Source organism: Lysinibacillus sp. NPDC097868 (assembly GCF_044761135.1).
Taxonomy (GTDB): Bacteria; Bacillota; Bacilli; order Bacillales_A; family Planococcaceae; genus Lysinibacillus.
In genome coordinates, this window is the sequence record NZ_JBIWBS010000007.1 from 1 (window position 1) to 18,160 (window position 18,160).

Genomic DNA, 18,160 nt, shown 5'->3' on the forward strand with positions numbered 1-18,160 from the left:
CACACCCGTTCCCATACCGAACACGGAAGTTAAGCTCTTTAGCGCCGATGGTAGTTGGGGGCTTCCCCCTGTGAGAGTAGGACGTCGCTAGGCAAATAAAAACCTGAGAATATATTCTCAGGTTTTTTGTATTTAAAGCATTTTGTCTGAATAAGCCCCGCTAAAATCATATTGAGGCTATTCGACAGACTAGAAGTGTCTTAATAAAATACAATGCTATTCATTATAGTAATTGTCTAGTAATCATTCGTTGACAATCTAGAGCAGCTGTTTATGCAGCTGTTTTTATTTTGTCTATTAAAATTCAAGGGCGTTTCGCAAGTTATTGAGATAGGATTGGCTGACTGGTAGTTCTGTCCCGTCTTTTAATGTAACGATAAAATTGGAAGTGAGATCACGCGCCATCTTTTTTATGAAATGAATATTAACAATATAAGATCGGTGAATGCGAATGAAAAATGGTGGTAAGCGCATTTGTAACTCCTTGAGAGTAATACTTGTTTTAAACTGTTCCTTTTCTAAATAGAACCATGTTTTTTTCTGCAAGCTTTCGATATAAGATATTTTCTCAATGGCAACAGGGTTCCATTCTTCTTCTCGTTTACCAGTTAAGAATTGATATGGTTCTAATTTCTGTGCAGTAAAAGTTGAAGGTAAAACAACTACTAATGCAGCTAGAGTGTCCTGTATATGTATTGGATAGCCAATACCGTAATACGGTGTTCCGAATAAGGTATTATCTAGGATTGCGTCTGTGCGTTTTTTTGTTTGTAATACTTGCTCTGCGATGCTCCCTGGCTCGACTTGCCGCCCTGCTTCTAAATGTATACTGTGCGATCCAGAGTGAAAATAGATATAGGAGTTTTGAACAGCAATGGCGATGGACGAATTTGTTGGAACCCAGTCTTGTAACATCGTAATAAATTGTTGTGAAATATCTTTTTGTAAAGAATCTAATTCATTATTCATTGTGATTATCCCCCTTGTTTGTAAACAGTTTACCAAATTTTGTCGCAAAAAAAGGTAGTTTCATCATTAAAATTCGGCATTTTATCTAAAAATAATGAAAATTCAGATGTACTGTTATATATTAATTTACAACAAATAAACCTGTTATGGAACAGATTTTAAAAAGTTTTTTAACAGAGTATATTTTATACAAAGGGGAAGGTGGAATTTCAATATGTCAACACGTCAAGAAAAAATCCAAGTTTTAGAAAAACAATGGGCAGAAAACCCGCGTTGGGCTGGTATTGAGCGCGCATATACAGCTGAAGAAGTAGTTAAATTACAGGGGTCTGTTGTAATTGAGCAAACTTTAGCAACTAAAGGTGCTACACGACTTTGGAAATCCCTACATGAAGAGCCATTCATTAATGCATTAGGTGCACTAACAGGTAATCAAGCGGTTCAACAAGTAAAAGCAGGATTACAAGCAATCTACTTATCAGGCTGGCAAGTAGCTGCCGATGCTAACCTTTCAGGACAAATGTATCCTGACCAATCATTATACCCAGCTAACTCTGTACCAGCTGTAGTAAAACGTATTAATCAAGCACTTCAACGCGCTGATCAAATCGATCATGCTGAAGGTCGTGTAGATGACTTTGATTGGTTTGCTCCTATCGTTGCAGATGCTGAAGCTGGTTTCGGTGGTCCTCTAAATGTATTTGAACTTGTAAAAGGTATGATTGAGGCGGGAGCTGCAGGTGTTCATTTAGAAGACCAATTAGCTTCTGAGAAAAAATGCGGGCATTTAGGAGGGAAAGTATTACTTCCTACACAAAATGCTGTTCGTAACTTAATTGCAGCTCGTCTAGCAACAGATGTAATGGGCGTAGATACAATTTTAATCGCACGTACGGATGCTGATGCAGCAGATATGGTAACTTCAGATATCGATCCACGTGATGCAGAATTTATAACTGGTGAACGTACACCTGAAGGCTTCTTCCGTACAAAACCAGGTATCAAACAAGCAATTGCCCGCGGTTTAGCATATGCACCATACGCAGATTTAATCTGGTGTGAAACGTCTAAGCCATCACTTGAAGAAGCACGCGAATTTGCAACAGCGATTCATGCTGAATTCCCAGGTAAAATGCTTGCTTACAACTGCTCACCTTCATTTAACTGGAAAGCAAACCTTTCAGAAGAAGAAATCGCGGAATACCAACGTGAGCTTGGGAAATTAGGATACAAATTCCAATTTGTAACATTAGCAGGCTTCCATGCATTAAACCACTCTATGTTTGAGCTAGCTCATGACTATAAAGATAACGGAATGGCTGCGTACTCTAAACTACAACAAGCTGAGTTTGCTTCTGAATCTAAGGGCTATACGGCTACTCGCCACCAACGTGAAGTAGGTACAGGTTACTTCGATGATGTGTCACAAGTTATTTCAGGTGGTACTTCTTCAACAACAGCAATGGCAGGATCTACAGAAACTGAACAATTCGTTTAATTCAATTACGTTAATTCCTAAATTCATAATCATAGATAAGTTTCCCTCGCACCTCCTAAGCGGGGGAAACTTAAATCACGAGAGGTGGGGGAACTACTAATGGAACAGGTAACTACAGGTAAGCTTAATATTGTTGGGGAACAAAACGAGCAAACAAAAGAAATTTTAACACCGGAAGCCCTTGAGTTTGTTCTTGCCCTGCATGAAAAGTTCGATGCTCGTCGTAAAGAACTTTTAGAGGCTCGTCAAGAACGTCAAAAACGTCTTGATGCTGGTGAGAAACTCGACTTCCTACCAGATACAAAGCATATTCGTGAGGGAGACTGGACGATAGCGCCGCTGCCAGCGGATTTACAAGATCGACGAGTAGAAATTACTGGACCAGTAGACCGCAAAATGGTTATTAATGCGTTGAACTCTGGTGCGAAAATGTTCATGGCTTGTTTTGAGGATGCATCTGCTCCGACATGGGAAAACATGATTTCTGGTCAAATCAATATGCGTGATGCCATTAACAAGACAATTGAATTTACACAAACGTCAAATGGTAAAACATATAAATTAAACAATGAAACAGCTGTATTATTAGTACGTCCACGTGGTCTTCATTTACTTGAAAAGCATGTACTAGTGGATGGGGAACCTGTATCAGGTAGTTTCTTTGATTTTGCTCTATATTTATTCCACAATGCTAAAAATGCACTAGCAAAAGGTACGGGTCCATACTTCTACCTGCCAAAGTTAGAAAGCCATTTAGAGGCTCGTTTGTGGAATGATGTTTTTGTCTTTGCACAAGACTACATTGGTATTCCACAAGGTACAATTAGAGCTACAGTTTTAATTGAAACAATATTGGCTGCTTTTGAAATGGATGAAATTTTATATGAGCTTCGTGACCATTCAGCAGGTCTGAACTGTGGTCGTTGGGATTATATTTTCAGCTATATTAAACGCCTGCGCAATCAACCTGATGTGATTTTACCTGATCGTGGTCAAGTAACGATGACAGTTCCATTTATGAAGGCTTATACATCTTTATGTATTCAAACATGTCATAAACGTAACGCACCAGCTATGGGCGGTATGGCGGCGCAAATTCCTGTTAAAGGCGATGACGAAGCGAATGCAGTAGCATTTGCAAAGGTTGCCGAAGACAAACGTCGGGAGGCAACTGATGGTCATGATGGAACTTGGGTAGCACACCCTGGCATGGTTGCAACGGCTATGGAGCAATTTGATGCAATTATGGAGACACCAAATCAAATTCATAAAAAACGCGAAGATGTGAATGTTAAGGCTGAAGATTTAGTGGCTGTTCCAGAAGGTACAATTACACTTGAAGGTCTTCAAATTAACTGTAGTGTTGGGGTTCAGTACATTGCTTCTTGGTTACGAGGCAACGGTGCTGCACCAATTAACAATTTGATGGAGGATGCTGCAACAGCAGAAATCTCCCGTACACAAGTATGGCAATGGATTCGTCATCCAAAGGGTATTTTAGATGATGGAAGAGGCATTACATTAGCATTCGTGCTAGAAATTTTGGAAGAAGAGCTTGTGAAAATTAAAGAGGCTGTTGGGGAACAGGCTTATAACAGTGGTCGCTACGATGAAGCTGCTGAACTGTTTAAATCTTTAATTGAACAAGATGAGTTCGTGGAATTCTTGACACTTCCAGGCTATGAAAAATTAAGTTAATTGATAGGAATCTACTAACGAACATATCCTACTTTTCTAAAATACAGTGGGCTGAACTCGAATGCAGCTCACGAATTCTACTAATGTAACGAGCGGGGTCTGTTCCCCTGTTCTTTACTTATACACAATGAGCACTGTTTAATAAAAGGGGTTTACTTATATTAATGGTAAGTAATGAGATTTAAAAATGGGGTGCAAGATGTCTTACGAGCTTAGATGGGGGGCTTGTAAGGCATTTTTCTATACACGGGAAGATATATTAAAGGGGGAAAAGAAATGGGTAATAAGGAAATGTTATTAATTCCTGGTCCTACACCAGTAGTTGATGAGATATATGATGCTTTGGCGAGCGAGACGCGTGGGCATACAGATCCACGATTTGTTGCGATTTATAAAAATGCATTAGCACAGACAAAAGAACTGCTCCAAACGGATGGCGAGGTGTTTGTACTAGCAGGCTCAGGAACGCTAGCAATGGAAATGGCGATTGTCAATACAGTGGGCAAGGGAGAAAAAATACTTGTCATTAGTCATGGGTATTTTGGGGATCGTTTTACACCTTTAGCAACCGCTTATGGTATTCAGGTAGAAGTGCTACAGGCAGAATGGGGTAAACAAGTTGAACTAGCCGCTGTAAAGGCAAAATTAGCTGATGGTAATTTTAAAGCAGTCACTATTACTCATGCAGATACATCTACAGGTGTTGTTTCAGATTTAGATGCATTAGTTCCAATTATTAAACAAGCGGGGGCTCTTATAATTTTAGATGGAGTTGTTGCAACAGCCGCATTGGATGAAAATATGAATAAAGCATATGGGCACCCTGACTATAAATTAGATGTTGTATTAACTGGTTCACAAAAGGCTATTGGCGTACCACCAGGATTAGCGATTATTGCGTTTAATCAATCTGCTTTAAAGGCTCGCGAAGCACTTGGAACGATACCAGCATACTACTGCGATATTGAAAACTGGATACCAGTCATGAATGATCCAGGAAAATATTTTGCAACACCACCTGTAAATTTAATTTATGCCTATGATGTTGCTATGAAGATGGTTTTAGATGAAGGGATTGCAAAGCGTGAGACGCGCCATAAAGCATATGGCCGTGCTGTGCGTTTCGCATTATCTACGTATGGTATGGTCGCACTTGCAGATGAGACTGTAGCAGCACCAACTTTAAGCTGTATGCTCTATCCTGATGGGGTAGAGGATGCCAAGTTCCGAGCAAAGCTTGCAGAAAAAGGTGTAATTGTTGCCGGTTCTTTGGCACATTTAGCAGGTAAAGCATTCCGCATTGGACATATGGGTAATACAACACCTGCTATGCTTGAACAAGCAGTGAAACTAATCGGTGAATCACTCAATGAATTAGGACAAGTAGTAGCAGTAGAAGAAGCGGTTGCACGTTTAAAAGAAGAATTAGCGGTAGTGACTATGTAATAGTAGAGGGGGATGTCTCACAAATGCATGAGACATCTCCTTTTTCGTTTATTTAACTATCGCTAGCACGAAACCGTCATATCCTTTAATTCCAACGGTTTGAATGGCGGTAGATTCGATACGTGGTTCTTGTTCTAATAAATCCATAAATCGACGCACACCTTGTACACGTTCATCTTCGCTTTTATCATCGATGACTTCACCGTTTCGCACTACATTATCAGCAATGATAAGTGCTCCACTATTCGCTAATTCTAAAGCCCATTTTAAATATTGAGGATTATTTGGTTTATCTGCATCAATGAAAATAAGGTCGAATAAAGGTCCTGAATTTTTAATTGTAGGCAATGAATGCAATGCATTTCCTACAATCACTTCGACTTTGCTGCTACAACCTGCTTTTAGGATGTTTTGCTTCGCCACTTCTGCATACGTTGGTTCAATCTCTAGTGTGTAAACCTTTCCTGATTCAGGGAGCGCACGAGCAAGCCATATACTACTGTAGCCACCAAGTGTACCGATTTCTAAAATGTTTTGAGCCCCTTTTATTTTTGCTAGCAGGTAAAGTAATTTCCCTTGTGTGGGCGATACATCAATTTCAGGAATGCCAGCATTTTTATTTGTTTGTAGGACATTCTCCATTGTTTTATCAAATGGAATTAGCTTATCAATAAAATATTCATCCACGTCATGCCAAACATTGTTAGTTAACATAGTATAATTCCTCGTTTCCAAAGTGATTTAAACAGCAACTAAAGTGTATGATAAAATGAACTATAATTAAAATATATAATAATTACTAATTCATAACTTTAAGTTATGAGTGAGGAGAGAGCATGAATAGTCACGCATTAAAATTATTTTACCAAGTAGCTAAAACAGGTAGTTTTACAAAGGCTGCTGAAATATTGCATATTAGTCAGCCAGCAGTTTCTAGCCAAATTAAAAGGTTTGAGCAGGAAATTGGCGTCTCATTATTTAAACAGCAAGGCAGAGGCATAGTATTGACTGAATTCGGTGAGGCGCTAGCGGAAAAGGCGCAAAATCTTATTTCTCTTGAGCAACACATTGAGTCATTTATTGAAGACTATCGCCTTGCCAAGACAGGGTCTATTCATATTGTTGCTACTTATTTACCTGCTAATTTTTTAATTCCGAAATGGGCAGCTACTTTTAAAGGCTTAAACGAAGATGTTAATTTAGTTGTTACAACGGCCAATACGAAAGAAGCTTTTGAGCAGCTTATACACTATAAAGCGGATATTGCTATTTATGGAGGTGGAATATCTGAGAGACCTGAGGAAGTATTATGGGAGGAGCTCTTTGAAGATGAGCTTTGGTTTGTTGTGGCACCTGAACACCCTTATGCAAATCATACTATCTCTATAGCGGATATGATGAAGGAACCTTTTATAATGCGCGAGGAAGGGAGCTCCATGAGAGATCACCTCTTTTCACTCTGTGAAACCCATCAAGTAAATCCTCCAAAAATTGCACTGCAATTTAGTGGAATAAATGAAACAATTCGATCGGTTATGGCTGGATATGGCGCAATTTTTATTTCATCACTTGCGGTTAAAGAGTATGTTCATAATGGGCAATTGGCAAGAGTATATGTACAGGGGATACATAGTAAACATAAAGTTTCTATTTGTACAAGGAAAAATGAGAAGCAAAGTTTACTTGTAAATAAGTTTATTGATACGATAAAAAATTCTTTATAGAAAAATTTAAGTTATTACGAGGTACCCCAATTTCTCTATGCATAAAACCTAAATTTTGTTATACTAATTGTATAACAAACATGGAGCTGATATAGATGTTTATTCAAATAGAGCCCTTATCGGATGTGCCTATCTATGAACAGGTTACACGGCAAATTATAGAGGGTATTGCAAGGGGAGACATGGGACCAGGAGATATGTTGCCATCTGTGCGTAGTTTAGCGGCTGATTTAGGTGTTAATATGCATACAGTTAATAAGAGTTACCATGAGCTTGAGGCGAAGGGAATCATCACAATTCGTGCTAAATCAGGTGCAATTATTCGTTCAACTGAGGAGCGTGCATTAACGCCAGAACAGTTACAGCAGATTGAAAAAAACTTAAAGCCTGTTGTGGCAGAAGGAATGGTGCTCGGCGCAACAGCTGACCAAATTGAGCACATGATGAAAAAGGTATTTGCTGATTTGCAACTGCCAATAGAAGGGGTGTAGCATGCTACTAGGTATTTTTACAATTTTGTATATCATGACATTAGCTATGCAAATTTTTGTCCCTTATATTGTACGTGAGACAATCGTATTTGGAGTTACCGTACCTGAACAACATGTAAAGCATTCTGCATTAGCTATTGCGAAAAAGCGCTATGCGCAAACAGTAGGTCTATTTGGAGCGTTAATTTTAATTATTATGCTTATGTTTTATTGGATGCTCGCTCCTTCTGAAAGTGAACAAGGTATTCTTTTGCTTAGCTGCTTATTTGGAATGCTAGCGGTCAGTATGGGGCTATACTGGTTGAACCATCAAAAAATAATGAAGTTAAAAATGCGTGAGCAATGGGGCATAAATATCAAACAAATGAGAGCAGTCGATTTAACAGCCCGTAGCCGTGATGAAATACTACCTTGGCCATTTTATGTGGTACCTATAGGTGTCACTGTTTTTCTTATCCTATTTACGTTCTTGCATTATGATCAAATACCAAATGCTATTGCGGTACATTGGGGACCAAGCGGAGCGGCAGATGCGTGGCAAGAAAAAACGTATTTTACAGCGATTGCGCTACCATTAGTCATGTTAATGATGCAATGTATGATGTGGGGTACTGCTGATTCACTAAAGCGTTCGGCAATTCGATTGTCTATTAATCGTCAGCAGGAGTCTTTGGAAAGCGAATTAAAAACCCGAAAATTTATGAGCTGGAATATAGCGTTAGTCAGCTATAGTTTAACAGGATTATTAACAATACTGCAGTTAAGTAATATCTACCCTTCGATGGCTGAAGGAAAAAAACTACTTCCATTATTTCTTGCTTTTCTTATTTTAATAGTAGGCTCAGTGCTTGTTTATGCATGGAAAAAGCGACAGTTACGTTTGAATTATAAAGATAATGTGGTGTCAGAGGTAATGGATATTGATGAGGATCGTTATTGGAAGGGCGGTCTTATTTATATGAATCGTCAGGATCCATCAGTTTTTGTGGAGAAGCGTTTTGGTGTAGGTTGGACAATGAACTTTGCAAACCCAAGAGGCTATATCGTCATTGGCTTGCCACTACTTATATTGATGTTGGTTTCTATATTTTCATTATAAAATAAAGAGTTTGTCAAAAAGTGTAAGTGCCAGTCACTCAAACAATTTACAATGCTAGCATTGTTTTTTGGGGGATATCTAAGTAAAAATTCACGAAGACTCCTGCGGGAACGCCCAGAATGTAAGACGCAACAAACCGCGCGTAGCAAGAGTTGCGGCTTACACTGTGCCCGCGAAAAGCGAAGTGTATTTTTGCGCAGAAAGTCAATAGTAAGTGCCAGTCACTCAAACAATTTACAAGGCTAGAAGTGTGTTTTTACGTAGCCAAGTCATATATTATTGTTAGACGGGCTTATAGGACAGCCCTTTTTACATAAAGCGTAAGTTAGGAACTGAACTCCTAGTGCAATATATTGAATGGGGGCAAGGATAAATGAAAATTTTAGTGGTCGATGATGACGTCCATATTTTACAGTTAGTCAATATTTATTTAACGCGAGAGGGCTATCAAGTATTACAGGCAGAGAATGGCGAGCAAGCTTTGCAATTGCTTGATGGAAATATGCCCGATTTGGCAGTTGTTGATGTTATGATGCCAGGAATGGATGGCTTTACTCTAACTGAAATTTTAAGTAAGGATTACGATATTCCGGTGCTGTTATTAACGGCAAAAGGAGAGCTTGAAGATAAGGAGCGAGGCTTTTTAGCTGGTTCAGATGACTATGTCGTTAAGCCGTTCGAGCCAAAGGAGTTGCTGTTTCGCATTGCAGCGATTTTACGTAGGCTTGATAAAAAGAATCAAGTAACAATACAGGTTGGTAAGCTCGAAATTGATCGACGTAGCTTTGAGGTTACAATTGGTGGAGAAACACTCATTTTGCCCTTAAAGGAATTCGAGCTATTGGCCCTACTTGCATCTCGTCCAAATCAAGTATTTACACGTAGCATTATTATGGAGCAAGTATGGGGCTACGATTATGAAGGGGACGAGCAAACGTTAAATACACATGTGAAGCGGATTCGCGAACGCTTGCATCGCTATGAAACAGATGTTGAGATTACAACGGTACGTGGCGTCGGTTATAAGCTTGAGGTTAGTGAGACATGAAGACGTTATATAGTAAGTTTGTTGTCACAACTATGCTCATTATGATTGGCAGTTTATGCATTGGGTTTTTAATGACGAATACGTATTATCATCAAGTGACTAAAGGAAAAAATGATGCTAAAAATGTTGCGATTGCAGAGGATATTGTCGAATATATCGAATCAGCGAAGCAAATGGATTTAGATAGCTATTTAACAACACTTGGAGAGATTGGTTATCAAATTTATGTTACAACGGGAGAGGAACATCGCTTTTTTGGCGGCGAATACCGAGATAAAAAATTGTCGGCAGATGTTATCCAGCGTGTTTTAGAAGGGGAAGTTTATCATGGGATGCGTGATTTCCCAAAAGAGACCTTTATGACAGGCTTTTTTGCGAATGAACTCATTAATACCATTGGTGTACCCTTTACGTATAATAACCAACAGTATGCTCTGTTTATTAGGCCAGATATTCGATTGTTGTTCTCTGAGGCACATACGCTATTAGGAGGTCTTATCCTTGGAATGGCTGTGCTAAGTTTACTTGCCATGCTGCTATTTGCAAAGGCGCTAATTAGACCGATTACACAGTTAACAGAAGCAACACATCAACTGGCACATGAAAAGTTTGATACGTTGCTTGAAATAGATCGAGCGGATGAAATTGGACAACTGGCAGATAGCTTTAATGTGATGACAGAAAAATTACAGGAAAATGATAGAATTCGTAAACTATTTATAAGCAATGTATCCCATGACTTTCAATCGCCTTTATTGAATATCCAGGGCTATGTAGATTTACTGAAAAACCCGACGCTTTCTGAACCTGAACGACAAGAATATGCGACAATTATAGAACTAGAAACGAAGCGCCTTTCGACATTGACGAAGCAACTGTTACTCCTGACATCACTCGATCAATCGACTAGAATGCTAAAGAGAGAACCGTACAATTTAGATGAACAATTAAAGGAAACTGTGCGCAAATATCGTTGGCAGTTAGAAGAAGCTAAGGTGCAATTATCGTATCAGATTGAGCCAGTAACATATAAAGGTGATGCAGGGCTACTACAAAATGTATGGGATAATTTATTAACAAACGCCATTAAATACAATGTTAATGGGGGAGAAATTCACATACATCTTCAAGAACAATCTACTTTTGTAGAAGTGTTAATAGAAGATAGTGGCATTGGTATGAATGCGGAGCAATTGGAAAAGGTATATGACCGTTTTTATCGAGCTGACGAGTCAAGAACAAAACAGGGGACAGGTCTCGGCCTTGCCATTGTAAAACAAATTGTTGAATTGCATGGTGGGGAAGTGCAAATGAAAAGTGCAATTAACGAAGGCACAAGTGTTTGTATACACCTACCAAAATTGTAATATAGAGTTCATGTAAAGTTCATGTTCAATCGATAAACTTCTATGTAAGTTAAAACTTGGAGGAGTTATCGTATGGAACAAAAATGGAGTTTACGTCTTATTCGACTCGCGGCGATTTTTGCTTTAGTTGGTACGTACTTAGGTTCGCATATGTCAGGGTCAGGTAGTTATGAATTTCGACCAATTCACGCGCACGTTTTACTCGTTGGCTGGTTAAGTATGTTTGCATGGGGCATTTTTTATCGTGCATTTAAAGTGAAATCGCAAAAATTAGTAGCGTTACATGGCTGGACATCGATTATTGGAGTTTTTGGCTTAACACTTGGTATGTGGTTCTACAATATTAATCCTTTTAACTTTGGTCATACATTTACTTTAATTTTCTTTATTGTAGGTGGCACCACTTTGTTAATTAGTTTTGCATTATTTATTATTGTGACATTCATGGTAAATCAAAAAGAGGAAATGAAAAATTAATATAAAACCGCGCCAGTACTAGACGCGGTCAGTGTGTAGGCAAATTCAAAGAAATTTGAGTTTGCCTATATTTTTTTAGAGTAACCGTTGATTTCGTTCAAGAAGCGGGCTTGCCATTGCATTAAACTAGAGTCGAGTCAGTAGTCGCCTAAGCATATATCAATTTAAATGCTCTAGTGATTTTTTAAGCCAACGTGTTGCCTCATTATAATCTTGAGCTACGCCCTGTCCTTTCTTATAGAGCATGCCGAGCTGAAACTGGGCTTTTTGATGACCCTGATTTGCAGCAAGCCGATAAAATTGGGCTGCCCTCGCAAAATCTTTAGGGACACCTTGTCCATTGCTATGCATTTGGGCTAACTGGTATTGGGCTTTTGCATGGCCTTTAGATGCTGCTTGTTCAATCCATCTAGCTGCCTCCGTGAAATCTTGTTTCACTCCTGTGCCCTTATCAAATAAATTACCAAGTTGATATTGTGCGCCTGAATGTCCTTGAATAGCAGCAAGTCTATAGCAACGTCTAGCCTCATCTAAGTCTTGGGAGACGCCCAATCCTTGTTCATATAATAATCCTAATTGATGTTCAGCTTGAATATGAGATTGGTCTGTTGCAGCTCTCCACCATTGAACTGCTTTGTCATAATTCAATGTTACACCAACACCGTTTGCATATAACAACCCAAGTTCGAATTGAGCATCAGCATAGCCTTTTTCAGCGGCAATTGTAAAATACTGTAATGCTTTATCGGGCTGTTGAAGCTGATAGACGAAAAGAAGGCCAAGCTCATAGCCAGCACTAATATGTCCATTGTCAGCGGCAAGCTGAAACCATCTTTCCGCACGGGTGCTATCTTTTTCTTTTTGGTAAAGCAGGCCGAGACAATATTGGGCATTGGTATGCCCTTTATGTGCCGCCAGTTTAAACCATTTTATCGCTTCTTTGTGATCTTGCTGTATGCCTTGTCCTGTATTGTATAGTAAGGCCAATTGAAACTCTGCATTCGTATGGTCTTGAAGTGCGGCTAGGTGGAACCATCTCGCAGCTTCCTCAACATTTTGTGAGATGCCACGGCCTTTAAGATACATATAGCCAAGGTTATACTGTGCACTTGCATCTCCAGCAAGTGCTGCCATTTCAAAATAAGCTATAGCCTCCTCAAAGCTTTGTTGTACACCAGTTCCATTATGATAGAGAAAGCCAAGATTATTTTGTGCACTTGTGTTGCCTTGATTGGCTGCTGAAATATACCATTTTGCTGCCTCTTCAAAATCAATAGCAAGGCCGAGCCCTTGATTGTAAAGTACTCCAAGATTATACTGTGCGTCGGCATTTGCTAAATCTGCCGCAGACTTATAATAATGGGCGGCCTCTTGATAATTTTGCTCAACACCTTGTCCTAAATGATAAAGCACCCCTAGACTATAAAGTGCATTGGCATCAAGCTGTGCGGCTGCTTTCTCATACCACATCTTCGCTGAAGCATAATCTTTTTGAACACCACGACCGTGATTATAAAGGAAGCCTAAATTGTATTGTGCACTTGCATTGCCCTTTTTTGCGGAAATTTCAAACCAACTAGCAGCATGTTCATAGTCTTTAGCTGAGTACTGATCGAGCATCTTCGTATCAAGTGGTGGCAATATATCTTCAAATTTAGGGAATTTTCGAGTCGAAATAGATGCTTTCAGGCTACGATCATAACGGTGAATAAACCATTCAACGATATCGCTAACATAATCGAGGACAATTTTAGCTGCTTTCGCTTCAACGATGTCATTGTTGCTAGTACTTGTCATTTTAAATACAAGCTCCATTAATAAATAAATACGACGTGGATGAATTTTTGAAATAAAGTTACGATTATTTAATAGCGTTCGGATATTTTTTAGTTTAGGTTTCGCTTGCATTTCTAGCTCGTAAAAATCATAGACTACCTCCTCAAGGACGAGGCGTGATTTTTGTAAAGAAATTGAAGGCTGTGTAATAGCGTGGTTACTAGCATCCTGTAAGCTTTGCGCTATATGTGTAAACGATAAAATATGTAATTTTTCACATTGTTCGTGAAGGATATCGTATTGTATGACGATTGTACTCACCTCTTCTTAAATAACGGTAATAGTCTTTTTTTCATATATCGGGAAATTATTAGTGTTATTGATCATTTTCCACAGAATTCCTCAGTTGAATTGTCTTCAGTATGATACTATTTGATTTAAGAGTTAGTTTATAGTCTTTGGGGGGATTGATGGATGAAAAAAATTGCAGCAATTATTCCAACATTTAATCCGCAACAATCATTTATAACATTTGTACATCAATTATTAGCCACCTCAGTTACTCAAGTCGTTATTGTTAATGATGGTAGCGATAAAAAATATGAAAATATTTTTGAAGAGTTAAAGAAAATAGATAGATGTAAAGTTCTCCAACATGAGCAGAATATTGGAAAGGGTGGAGCGTTAAAAACAGCCTTCTCCTATATTCGGTCTAAACAAGAGGGTTTTCAGGGTGTTCTCACAGTAGGGGCACACGGACAGCATACGTTAGAGGATATCAAATTAGTATTGACTATGACAAAAGTATTCTCGGAAGGCATTGTCTTAGGAATACGCAATTTCCATTCCTCTGATAGTACGTTCTTTTCATATTGGGGGAACAGAGCAACTAGTTTATTGTTTGAATTACTGTTTCATAAAAAGCTAATGGATACACAAACAGGCTTGCGTTACATAGAGGTCAAAGAATTACCATGGCTTATAGAGGTGCAAGGTGATCGTTTTGAATACGATACAAATATGCTCGTCGCTGCCCTAAAAAGAAAATGTCCAATTTTCGAAGTAGAAATTGGTCAGCTACGCATAAAAAAGAATTCGATTATTCAATACGATGAATTAACACATACAGGTACAGTAATGGCCAAGATGCTTATAAAATATTTGAAACCTTAGTAAGAGTAATACAACACGTGTATTTCTAATATTTTGTGCTAGGATAAGAATAATAATTACTCAACTTGACGCAGCGAGTATAAAAGAAGGGGTAATGAATGTGGAATATTCAGATCAAGTGAAAAATCGTGTGAAGCGAATGGAAGGTCAGCTACGCGGTATTTTAAAAATGATGGAAGAAGAAAAGGATTGCAAAGCCGTTATTACACAATTATCCGCAGTGCGCTCAGCGGTAGATCGTACAGTAGGTGTAATTGTTAGTACAAATTTGTTAGAATGTGTACAAAATGCTGAGGGTGACGGCGAGAAAATGAATGAAGTTATTCAAGAAGCTGTAAATTTAGTTGTCAAAAGCCGTTAGTATCTAAAGTTAAAACATTTTTAAGCTCTTACCTTATATAAGAGCTTGTTAAACGACAAGTCTCGCCTCTTTTAGTTTTTGTCGGAGAATCGTAAGCCTCTTTTGTGCAGGGGCTAATTTGTCTCAGTTTCCGATAGAAGTTATCATGGCGGGGCTTGTTTGTTTCGTTATTAGTGAAAGTTAATGAATTTGCAAAAAAATACTTTTAATTATTAGATTTATGATTTAGATAGGTGTAAAAACCTAAATGCTTACTTCGGTAAATGTAGAAAAAGGTCATATGTAGTGAACTTGTATGATGGATTTAAAGTCATATTCTCTTTTATAATTAGGATAAAGATATTATAAAAGAGAAGGTGAGTTATTTTGAAAAAATGGATATTAAGCAGTGCGACATTGTTAATGTTAAGCCCAACAGTAGCCCATGCACAAAGTCAGCCTTTAAACATGCAAGCACCAATTGCTTACAATGTGGTTGCAAGCGTAAAGATAGAAACGTTCGATCAACTAACAAATGAAATAGCAAAGCAACTGAACAATTTTGCTACAGAAATTAAAGTTACATATAGTGGTTCAATGACAGGCTTCGATAAAAAGTTAATGGAAGCATTTGAAACGGCACAGCAAAAGGCTACTTATGCCAGTGGTCATCTTCAAGGAATAACTATGACTGCTGATTCCACAGGAAACGTGACCTATAAAGTGAAATACTTTACGACTCCAGCACAAGAATCTGCAGTTCAGAAAAAGATTGATGGCATTTTAAAAACGATTATTAAGCCATCCATGACACAATTTCAAAAAGTAAAGGCAGTAAATGATTATATAGTGTCAAATACTACTTATGGTACAAAAACGAAGGCGAGTCCACATAGCGCTTACGCATTATTATTTGAAGGACAAGCTGTATGTCAGGGCTATGCTTTATCAGCATATAAAATGTTAGAGCAAGCAGGGATTGAAACGAAATATATCGTAGGTTATGTGAATGGCAATGAGGCACATGCTTGGAATATGGTGAAGGTTGATGGCAAATGGTATCATCTAGATACAACTTGGAATGACCCGCTACCAAATCGCATAGGGGCATCTTCCTATGATTATTTCCTTGTAACTGATGCTCAGCTAAAGAAAGACCATAATTGGATTACTTCAAATTATCCTGCGGCCACAAGTACAGCATATAATTTTATGCAAAATGTACATTTTGCACACCAAATCAATAATACTTTATTCTTTAGCAACACAGCAGATAATGATAAATTGTATAAACTTGATTTGATAAGTGGAAAAAAGACCAAGGTAATTGATACGCGAGCACTTTATATTACAGGTGTTGGAGACAATCTTTATTATAGCGATTATAGTAATAGCGGTTACTTAACAAAACTAAATTTGAAAACATTAAAATCGGGTGTAGTTGTTAAGCAATCAGTATCTGATTTAATGATTAACAGCGGATATTTAGTATATAAAGTTAATGGTAAAGAGCAAAAGCTAAAAATTAACTAGTTTATAGTGTGATAAACAGAAAGCTTCTATATCACATGTTCAATGCATATATATTTATAAGCACAAAAGGGCTCCTAATTGAGTTCTTTGTGTTTTTTTTGTATATAATGAAAGTAGTGAAACTGTGTGAGGTGAAGATTTTTGTGGAAAAAGCTAGCTATTATTGCAATACTTATCATTTTCTTGGAACCAATTTATACAGCGGGTAAAGCGACAGTAAAACAGGTCATTACTTGGGCAAATAATGATGACATTGAAACGGTGCTACTAGCAACAAAGGAGAAAATTGTTGATGTTACCACTAAATTTTCAGAAGATGCCTCAATACAAACAGCAAACCCTGAAGATGTGAAGGAACAAAAGCTAGCCGTTACTTCTCCGGTCGTACAGCAGCCTGAGACAAAGCTTGTTGTTACAAATGCCAAAGAAATGGCGGATGCGATGTATGCCTATTATAGTAGCTTTTCACCAACCTATGAGATTCAATATAAGGGAAGTACAGAGCGAATCGAGAAGATTGTAGAAGAGGCCTATGACAGTGCAATTAAAAGAGATGATTTCGTGTATGGGCACATTAGTAAGCATTCCATACGCTTTGAATATGGGAGAAAAACAGCCAAAATTTTTGGGGAGCAAAGCTATTTAATGACGCCAGAGCAAGCAGCTTATGTTGAGATGAACGCTCAAGAAATAGTAGCCACAATTGAAAAAAGCGCGAAAACAGATGTAGAGAAGATCAGAGCCGTTAATGATTATATAGTAGCAAATACGGCTTATACAGAACAAACGAAGTCAAGCCCACATAGTGCCTATACCGTGCTTGCTGAGCATGGTGGTGTTTGTCAGGGCTATGCGTTATTAGCACATACATTGTTACAAAAACTTGGCTTTGAGACTCAATATATTGTTGGATATGTCGGTAAGGAAGGGCATGCTTGGAATTTAGTGAAACTTGACGGTCAATGGTATCATCTTGATACAACGTGGAATGATCCTGTGCCTGATCGGAATGGTGCCATAAGGTATCAATATTTTTTAGTAGATGATCGCACAATGGCGCGTGATCATACATGGATAGCAAATGATTATCCAAAAGCAACAAGTACCATTTATAGCTACTATCAAGATATCGATTTTCCGGCACAAGTAGGAAATCAGTTATTTTATAGCAGTATTTCTGATGACAATAAATTGTACGTGCTTGATATGACTACAGGAAAAGCGCAGCGTGTCACTAAAACGCGGGCGCAATATATTGTTTATGCAGATGGATGGCTATACTTTAGTAATTATTCGCATGGCGCTTATTTAACAAAAATTCGCCCTGATGGAAGCGGTGAACAAGTGTTAAATAGGGAAGACACGAAGGATTTAATTATTAAGGATGGCTATTTATATTTCATGACAGATGAGTTAAAGAAAATGCAACTATAATTTTTGCCAATTAAGTGTAGATGAAGGGCGTATGACATTAAAAATGGTCTATAGCCATCTTACATTTTAAATAAGTAATACTGTTGA

The 18,160-nt window shown here is 38.2% G+C and carries 16 protein-coding genes and 1 rRNA gene; 14 read left to right on the plus strand and 3 right to left on the minus strand.

The window, feature by feature from the left end:
- A 5S ribosomal RNA gene (gene rrf / locus ACIQXJ_RS22330) occupies positions 1-93 on the plus strand; the annotation flags it as partial.
- Between the two features lie 204 nt (positions 94-297).
- Here the strand turns inward: rrf and ACIQXJ_RS22335 are convergent.
- Positions 298-969, minus strand: coding sequence for a LytTR family DNA-binding domain-containing protein (locus ACIQXJ_RS22335; RefSeq protein WP_403058038.1), 672 nt, complete (start codon positions 967-969; stop codon positions 298-300).
- Positions 970-1,183: 214 nt separating this feature from the next.
- Here ACIQXJ_RS22335 and aceA point away from each other — a divergent pair, with 214 nt between their 5' ends.
- The 3 genes from aceA to ACIQXJ_RS22350 all read left to right on the plus strand — a co-directional run bounded on the left by aceA (position 1,184) and on the right by ACIQXJ_RS22350 (position 5,611).
- Positions 1,184-2,467 carry an isocitrate lyase gene (gene aceA, locus ACIQXJ_RS22340; protein ID WP_403058034.1) on the plus strand — a complete coding sequence of 428 codons (1,284 nt, stop codon included), beginning with the start codon at positions 1,184-1,186 and terminating at the stop codon, positions 2,465-2,467.
- Positions 2,468-2,566: 99 nt separating this feature from the next.
- On the plus strand, positions 2,567-4,165 hold the full coding sequence (gene aceB, locus ACIQXJ_RS22345; RefSeq protein ID WP_403058031.1) for a malate synthase A: 1,599 nt from the start codon (positions 2,567-2,569) through the stop codon (positions 4,163-4,165).
- A 276-nt stretch (positions 4,166-4,441) separates the two neighbouring features.
- On the plus strand, positions 4,442-5,611 hold the full coding sequence (locus ACIQXJ_RS22350) for a pyridoxal-phosphate-dependent aminotransferase family protein (RefSeq protein WP_403058028.1): 1,170 nt from the start codon (positions 4,442-4,444) through the stop codon (positions 5,609-5,611).
- Positions 5,612-5,659: 48 nt separating this feature from the next.
- Here ACIQXJ_RS22350 and ACIQXJ_RS22355 read toward each other — a convergent pair whose 3' ends face one another.
- Positions 5,660-6,325, minus strand: coding sequence for an O-methyltransferase (locus ACIQXJ_RS22355; RefSeq protein ID WP_403058025.1), 666 nt, complete (start codon positions 6,323-6,325; stop codon positions 5,660-5,662).
- A gap of 122 nt (positions 6,326-6,447) precedes the next feature.
- On the opposite strand from ACIQXJ_RS22355, the gene ACIQXJ_RS22360 reads away from it, so the two are divergent.
- The 6 genes from ACIQXJ_RS22360 (at position 6,448) to ACIQXJ_RS22385 (ending at position 11,817) form a co-directional block, all read left to right on the plus strand.
- A complete protein-coding gene (locus ACIQXJ_RS22360) occupies positions 6,448-7,335 on the plus strand; it encodes a LysR family transcriptional regulator (protein ID WP_403058022.1) in 888 nt (295 codons plus the stop codon).
- 95 nt (positions 7,336-7,430) lie between these two features.
- The gene (locus ACIQXJ_RS22365) at positions 7,431-7,826 is read left to right on the plus strand and encodes a GntR family transcriptional regulator (RefSeq protein ID WP_401013837.1); all 396 of its coding nucleotides are present in this window, start codon (positions 7,431-7,433) and stop codon (positions 7,824-7,826) included.
- Position 7,827: 1 nt separating this feature from the next.
- Entirely contained in the window at positions 7,828-8,925 is a 1,098-nt protein-coding gene (locus ACIQXJ_RS22370; protein WP_403058019.1) for a DUF1648 domain-containing protein, read from the plus strand.
- A gap of 373 nt (positions 8,926-9,298) precedes the next feature.
- Positions 9,299-9,973, plus strand: a complete 675-nt coding sequence (locus ACIQXJ_RS22375; RefSeq protein WP_403058016.1) for a response regulator transcription factor — start codon at positions 9,299-9,301, stop codon at positions 9,971-9,973.
- Positions 9,970-11,340, plus strand: coding sequence for an ATP-binding protein (locus ACIQXJ_RS22380; protein WP_403058013.1), 1,371 nt, complete (start codon positions 9,970-9,972; stop codon positions 11,338-11,340). The genes ACIQXJ_RS22375 and ACIQXJ_RS22380 overlap by 4 nt, the downstream gene beginning before the upstream one ends.
- A gap of 72 nt (positions 11,341-11,412) precedes the next feature.
- The gene (locus ACIQXJ_RS22385) at positions 11,413-11,817 is read left to right on the plus strand and encodes a hypothetical protein (protein ID WP_403058010.1); all 405 of its coding nucleotides are present in this window, start codon (positions 11,413-11,415) and stop codon (positions 11,815-11,817) included.
- A 159-nt stretch (positions 11,818-11,976) separates the two neighbouring features.
- Here the strand turns inward: ACIQXJ_RS22385 and ACIQXJ_RS22390 are convergent, their stop codons facing one another.
- Entirely contained in the window at positions 11,977-13,914 is a 1,938-nt protein-coding gene (locus ACIQXJ_RS22390) for an SEL1-like repeat protein (protein WP_403058007.1), read from the minus strand.
- A gap of 153 nt (positions 13,915-14,067) precedes the next feature.
- On the opposite strand from ACIQXJ_RS22390, the gene ACIQXJ_RS22395 reads away from it, so the two are divergent.
- The 4 genes from ACIQXJ_RS22395 (at position 14,068) to ACIQXJ_RS22410 (ending at position 18,073) form a co-directional block, all read left to right on the plus strand.
- Entirely contained in the window at positions 14,068-14,766 is a 699-nt protein-coding gene (locus tag ACIQXJ_RS22395) for a glycosyltransferase family 2 protein (protein WP_403058004.1), read from the plus strand.
- Positions 14,767-14,866: 100 nt separating this feature from the next.
- Positions 14,867-15,127 carry a metal-sensitive transcriptional regulator gene (locus ACIQXJ_RS22400; protein WP_010857552.1) on the plus strand — a complete coding sequence of 87 codons (261 nt, stop codon included), beginning with the start codon at positions 14,867-14,869 and terminating at the stop codon, positions 15,125-15,127.
- A gap of 366 nt (positions 15,128-15,493) precedes the next feature.
- The gene (locus ACIQXJ_RS22405) at positions 15,494-16,639 is read left to right on the plus strand and encodes a transglutaminase domain-containing protein (RefSeq protein ID WP_403058001.1); all 1,146 of its coding nucleotides are present in this window, start codon (positions 15,494-15,496) and stop codon (positions 16,637-16,639) included.
- Positions 16,640-16,780: 141 nt separating this feature from the next.
- Positions 16,781-18,073 carry a transglutaminase domain-containing protein gene (locus tag ACIQXJ_RS22410; protein ID WP_403057998.1) on the plus strand — a complete coding sequence of 431 codons (1,293 nt, stop codon included), beginning with the start codon at positions 16,781-16,783 and terminating at the stop codon, positions 18,071-18,073.
- Positions 18,074-18,160: the final 87 nt, after the last annotated feature.

What these genes read in the sequence shown, in the direction of transcription:
- ACIQXJ_RS22335 (WP_403058038.1), bottom strand. Translation starts at nt 969, where the DNA reads ATGAATAATGAATTAGATTCTTTACAAAAAGATATTTCACAACAATTT.
- ACIQXJ_RS22395 (WP_403058004.1), top strand. Translation starts at nt 14,068, where the DNA reads ATGAAAAAAATTGCAGCAATTATTCCAACATTTAATCCGCAACAATCA.
- ACIQXJ_RS22365 (WP_401013837.1), top strand. Translation starts at nt 7,431, where the DNA reads ATGTTTATTCAAATAGAGCCCTTATCGGATGTGCCTATCTATGAACAG.
- aceA (WP_403058034.1), top strand. Translation starts at nt 1,184, where the DNA reads ATGTCAACACGTCAAGAAAAAATCCAAGTTTTAGAAAAACAATGGGCA.
- ACIQXJ_RS22385 (WP_403058010.1), top strand. Translation starts at nt 11,413, where the DNA reads ATGGAACAAAAATGGAGTTTACGTCTTATTCGACTCGCGGCGATTTTT.
- ACIQXJ_RS22360 (WP_403058022.1), top strand. Translation starts at nt 6,448, where the DNA reads ATGAATAGTCACGCATTAAAATTATTTTACCAAGTAGCTAAAACAGGT.
- ACIQXJ_RS22355 (WP_403058025.1), bottom strand. Translation starts at nt 6,325, where the DNA reads ATGTTAACTAACAATGTTTGGCATGACGTGGATGAATATTTTATTGAT.
- ACIQXJ_RS22375 (WP_403058016.1), top strand. Translation starts at nt 9,299, where the DNA reads ATGAAAATTTTAGTGGTCGATGATGACGTCCATATTTTACAGTTAGTC.
- aceB (WP_403058031.1), top strand. Translation starts at nt 2,567, where the DNA reads ATGGAACAGGTAACTACAGGTAAGCTTAATATTGTTGGGGAACAAAAC.
- ACIQXJ_RS22380 (WP_403058013.1), top strand. Translation starts at nt 9,970, where the DNA reads ATGAAGACGTTATATAGTAAGTTTGTTGTCACAACTATGCTCATTATG.
- ACIQXJ_RS22370 (WP_403058019.1), top strand. Translation starts at nt 7,828, where the DNA reads ATGCTACTAGGTATTTTTACAATTTTGTATATCATGACATTAGCTATG.
- ACIQXJ_RS22350 (WP_403058028.1), top strand. Translation starts at nt 4,442, where the DNA reads ATGGGTAATAAGGAAATGTTATTAATTCCTGGTCCTACACCAGTAGTT.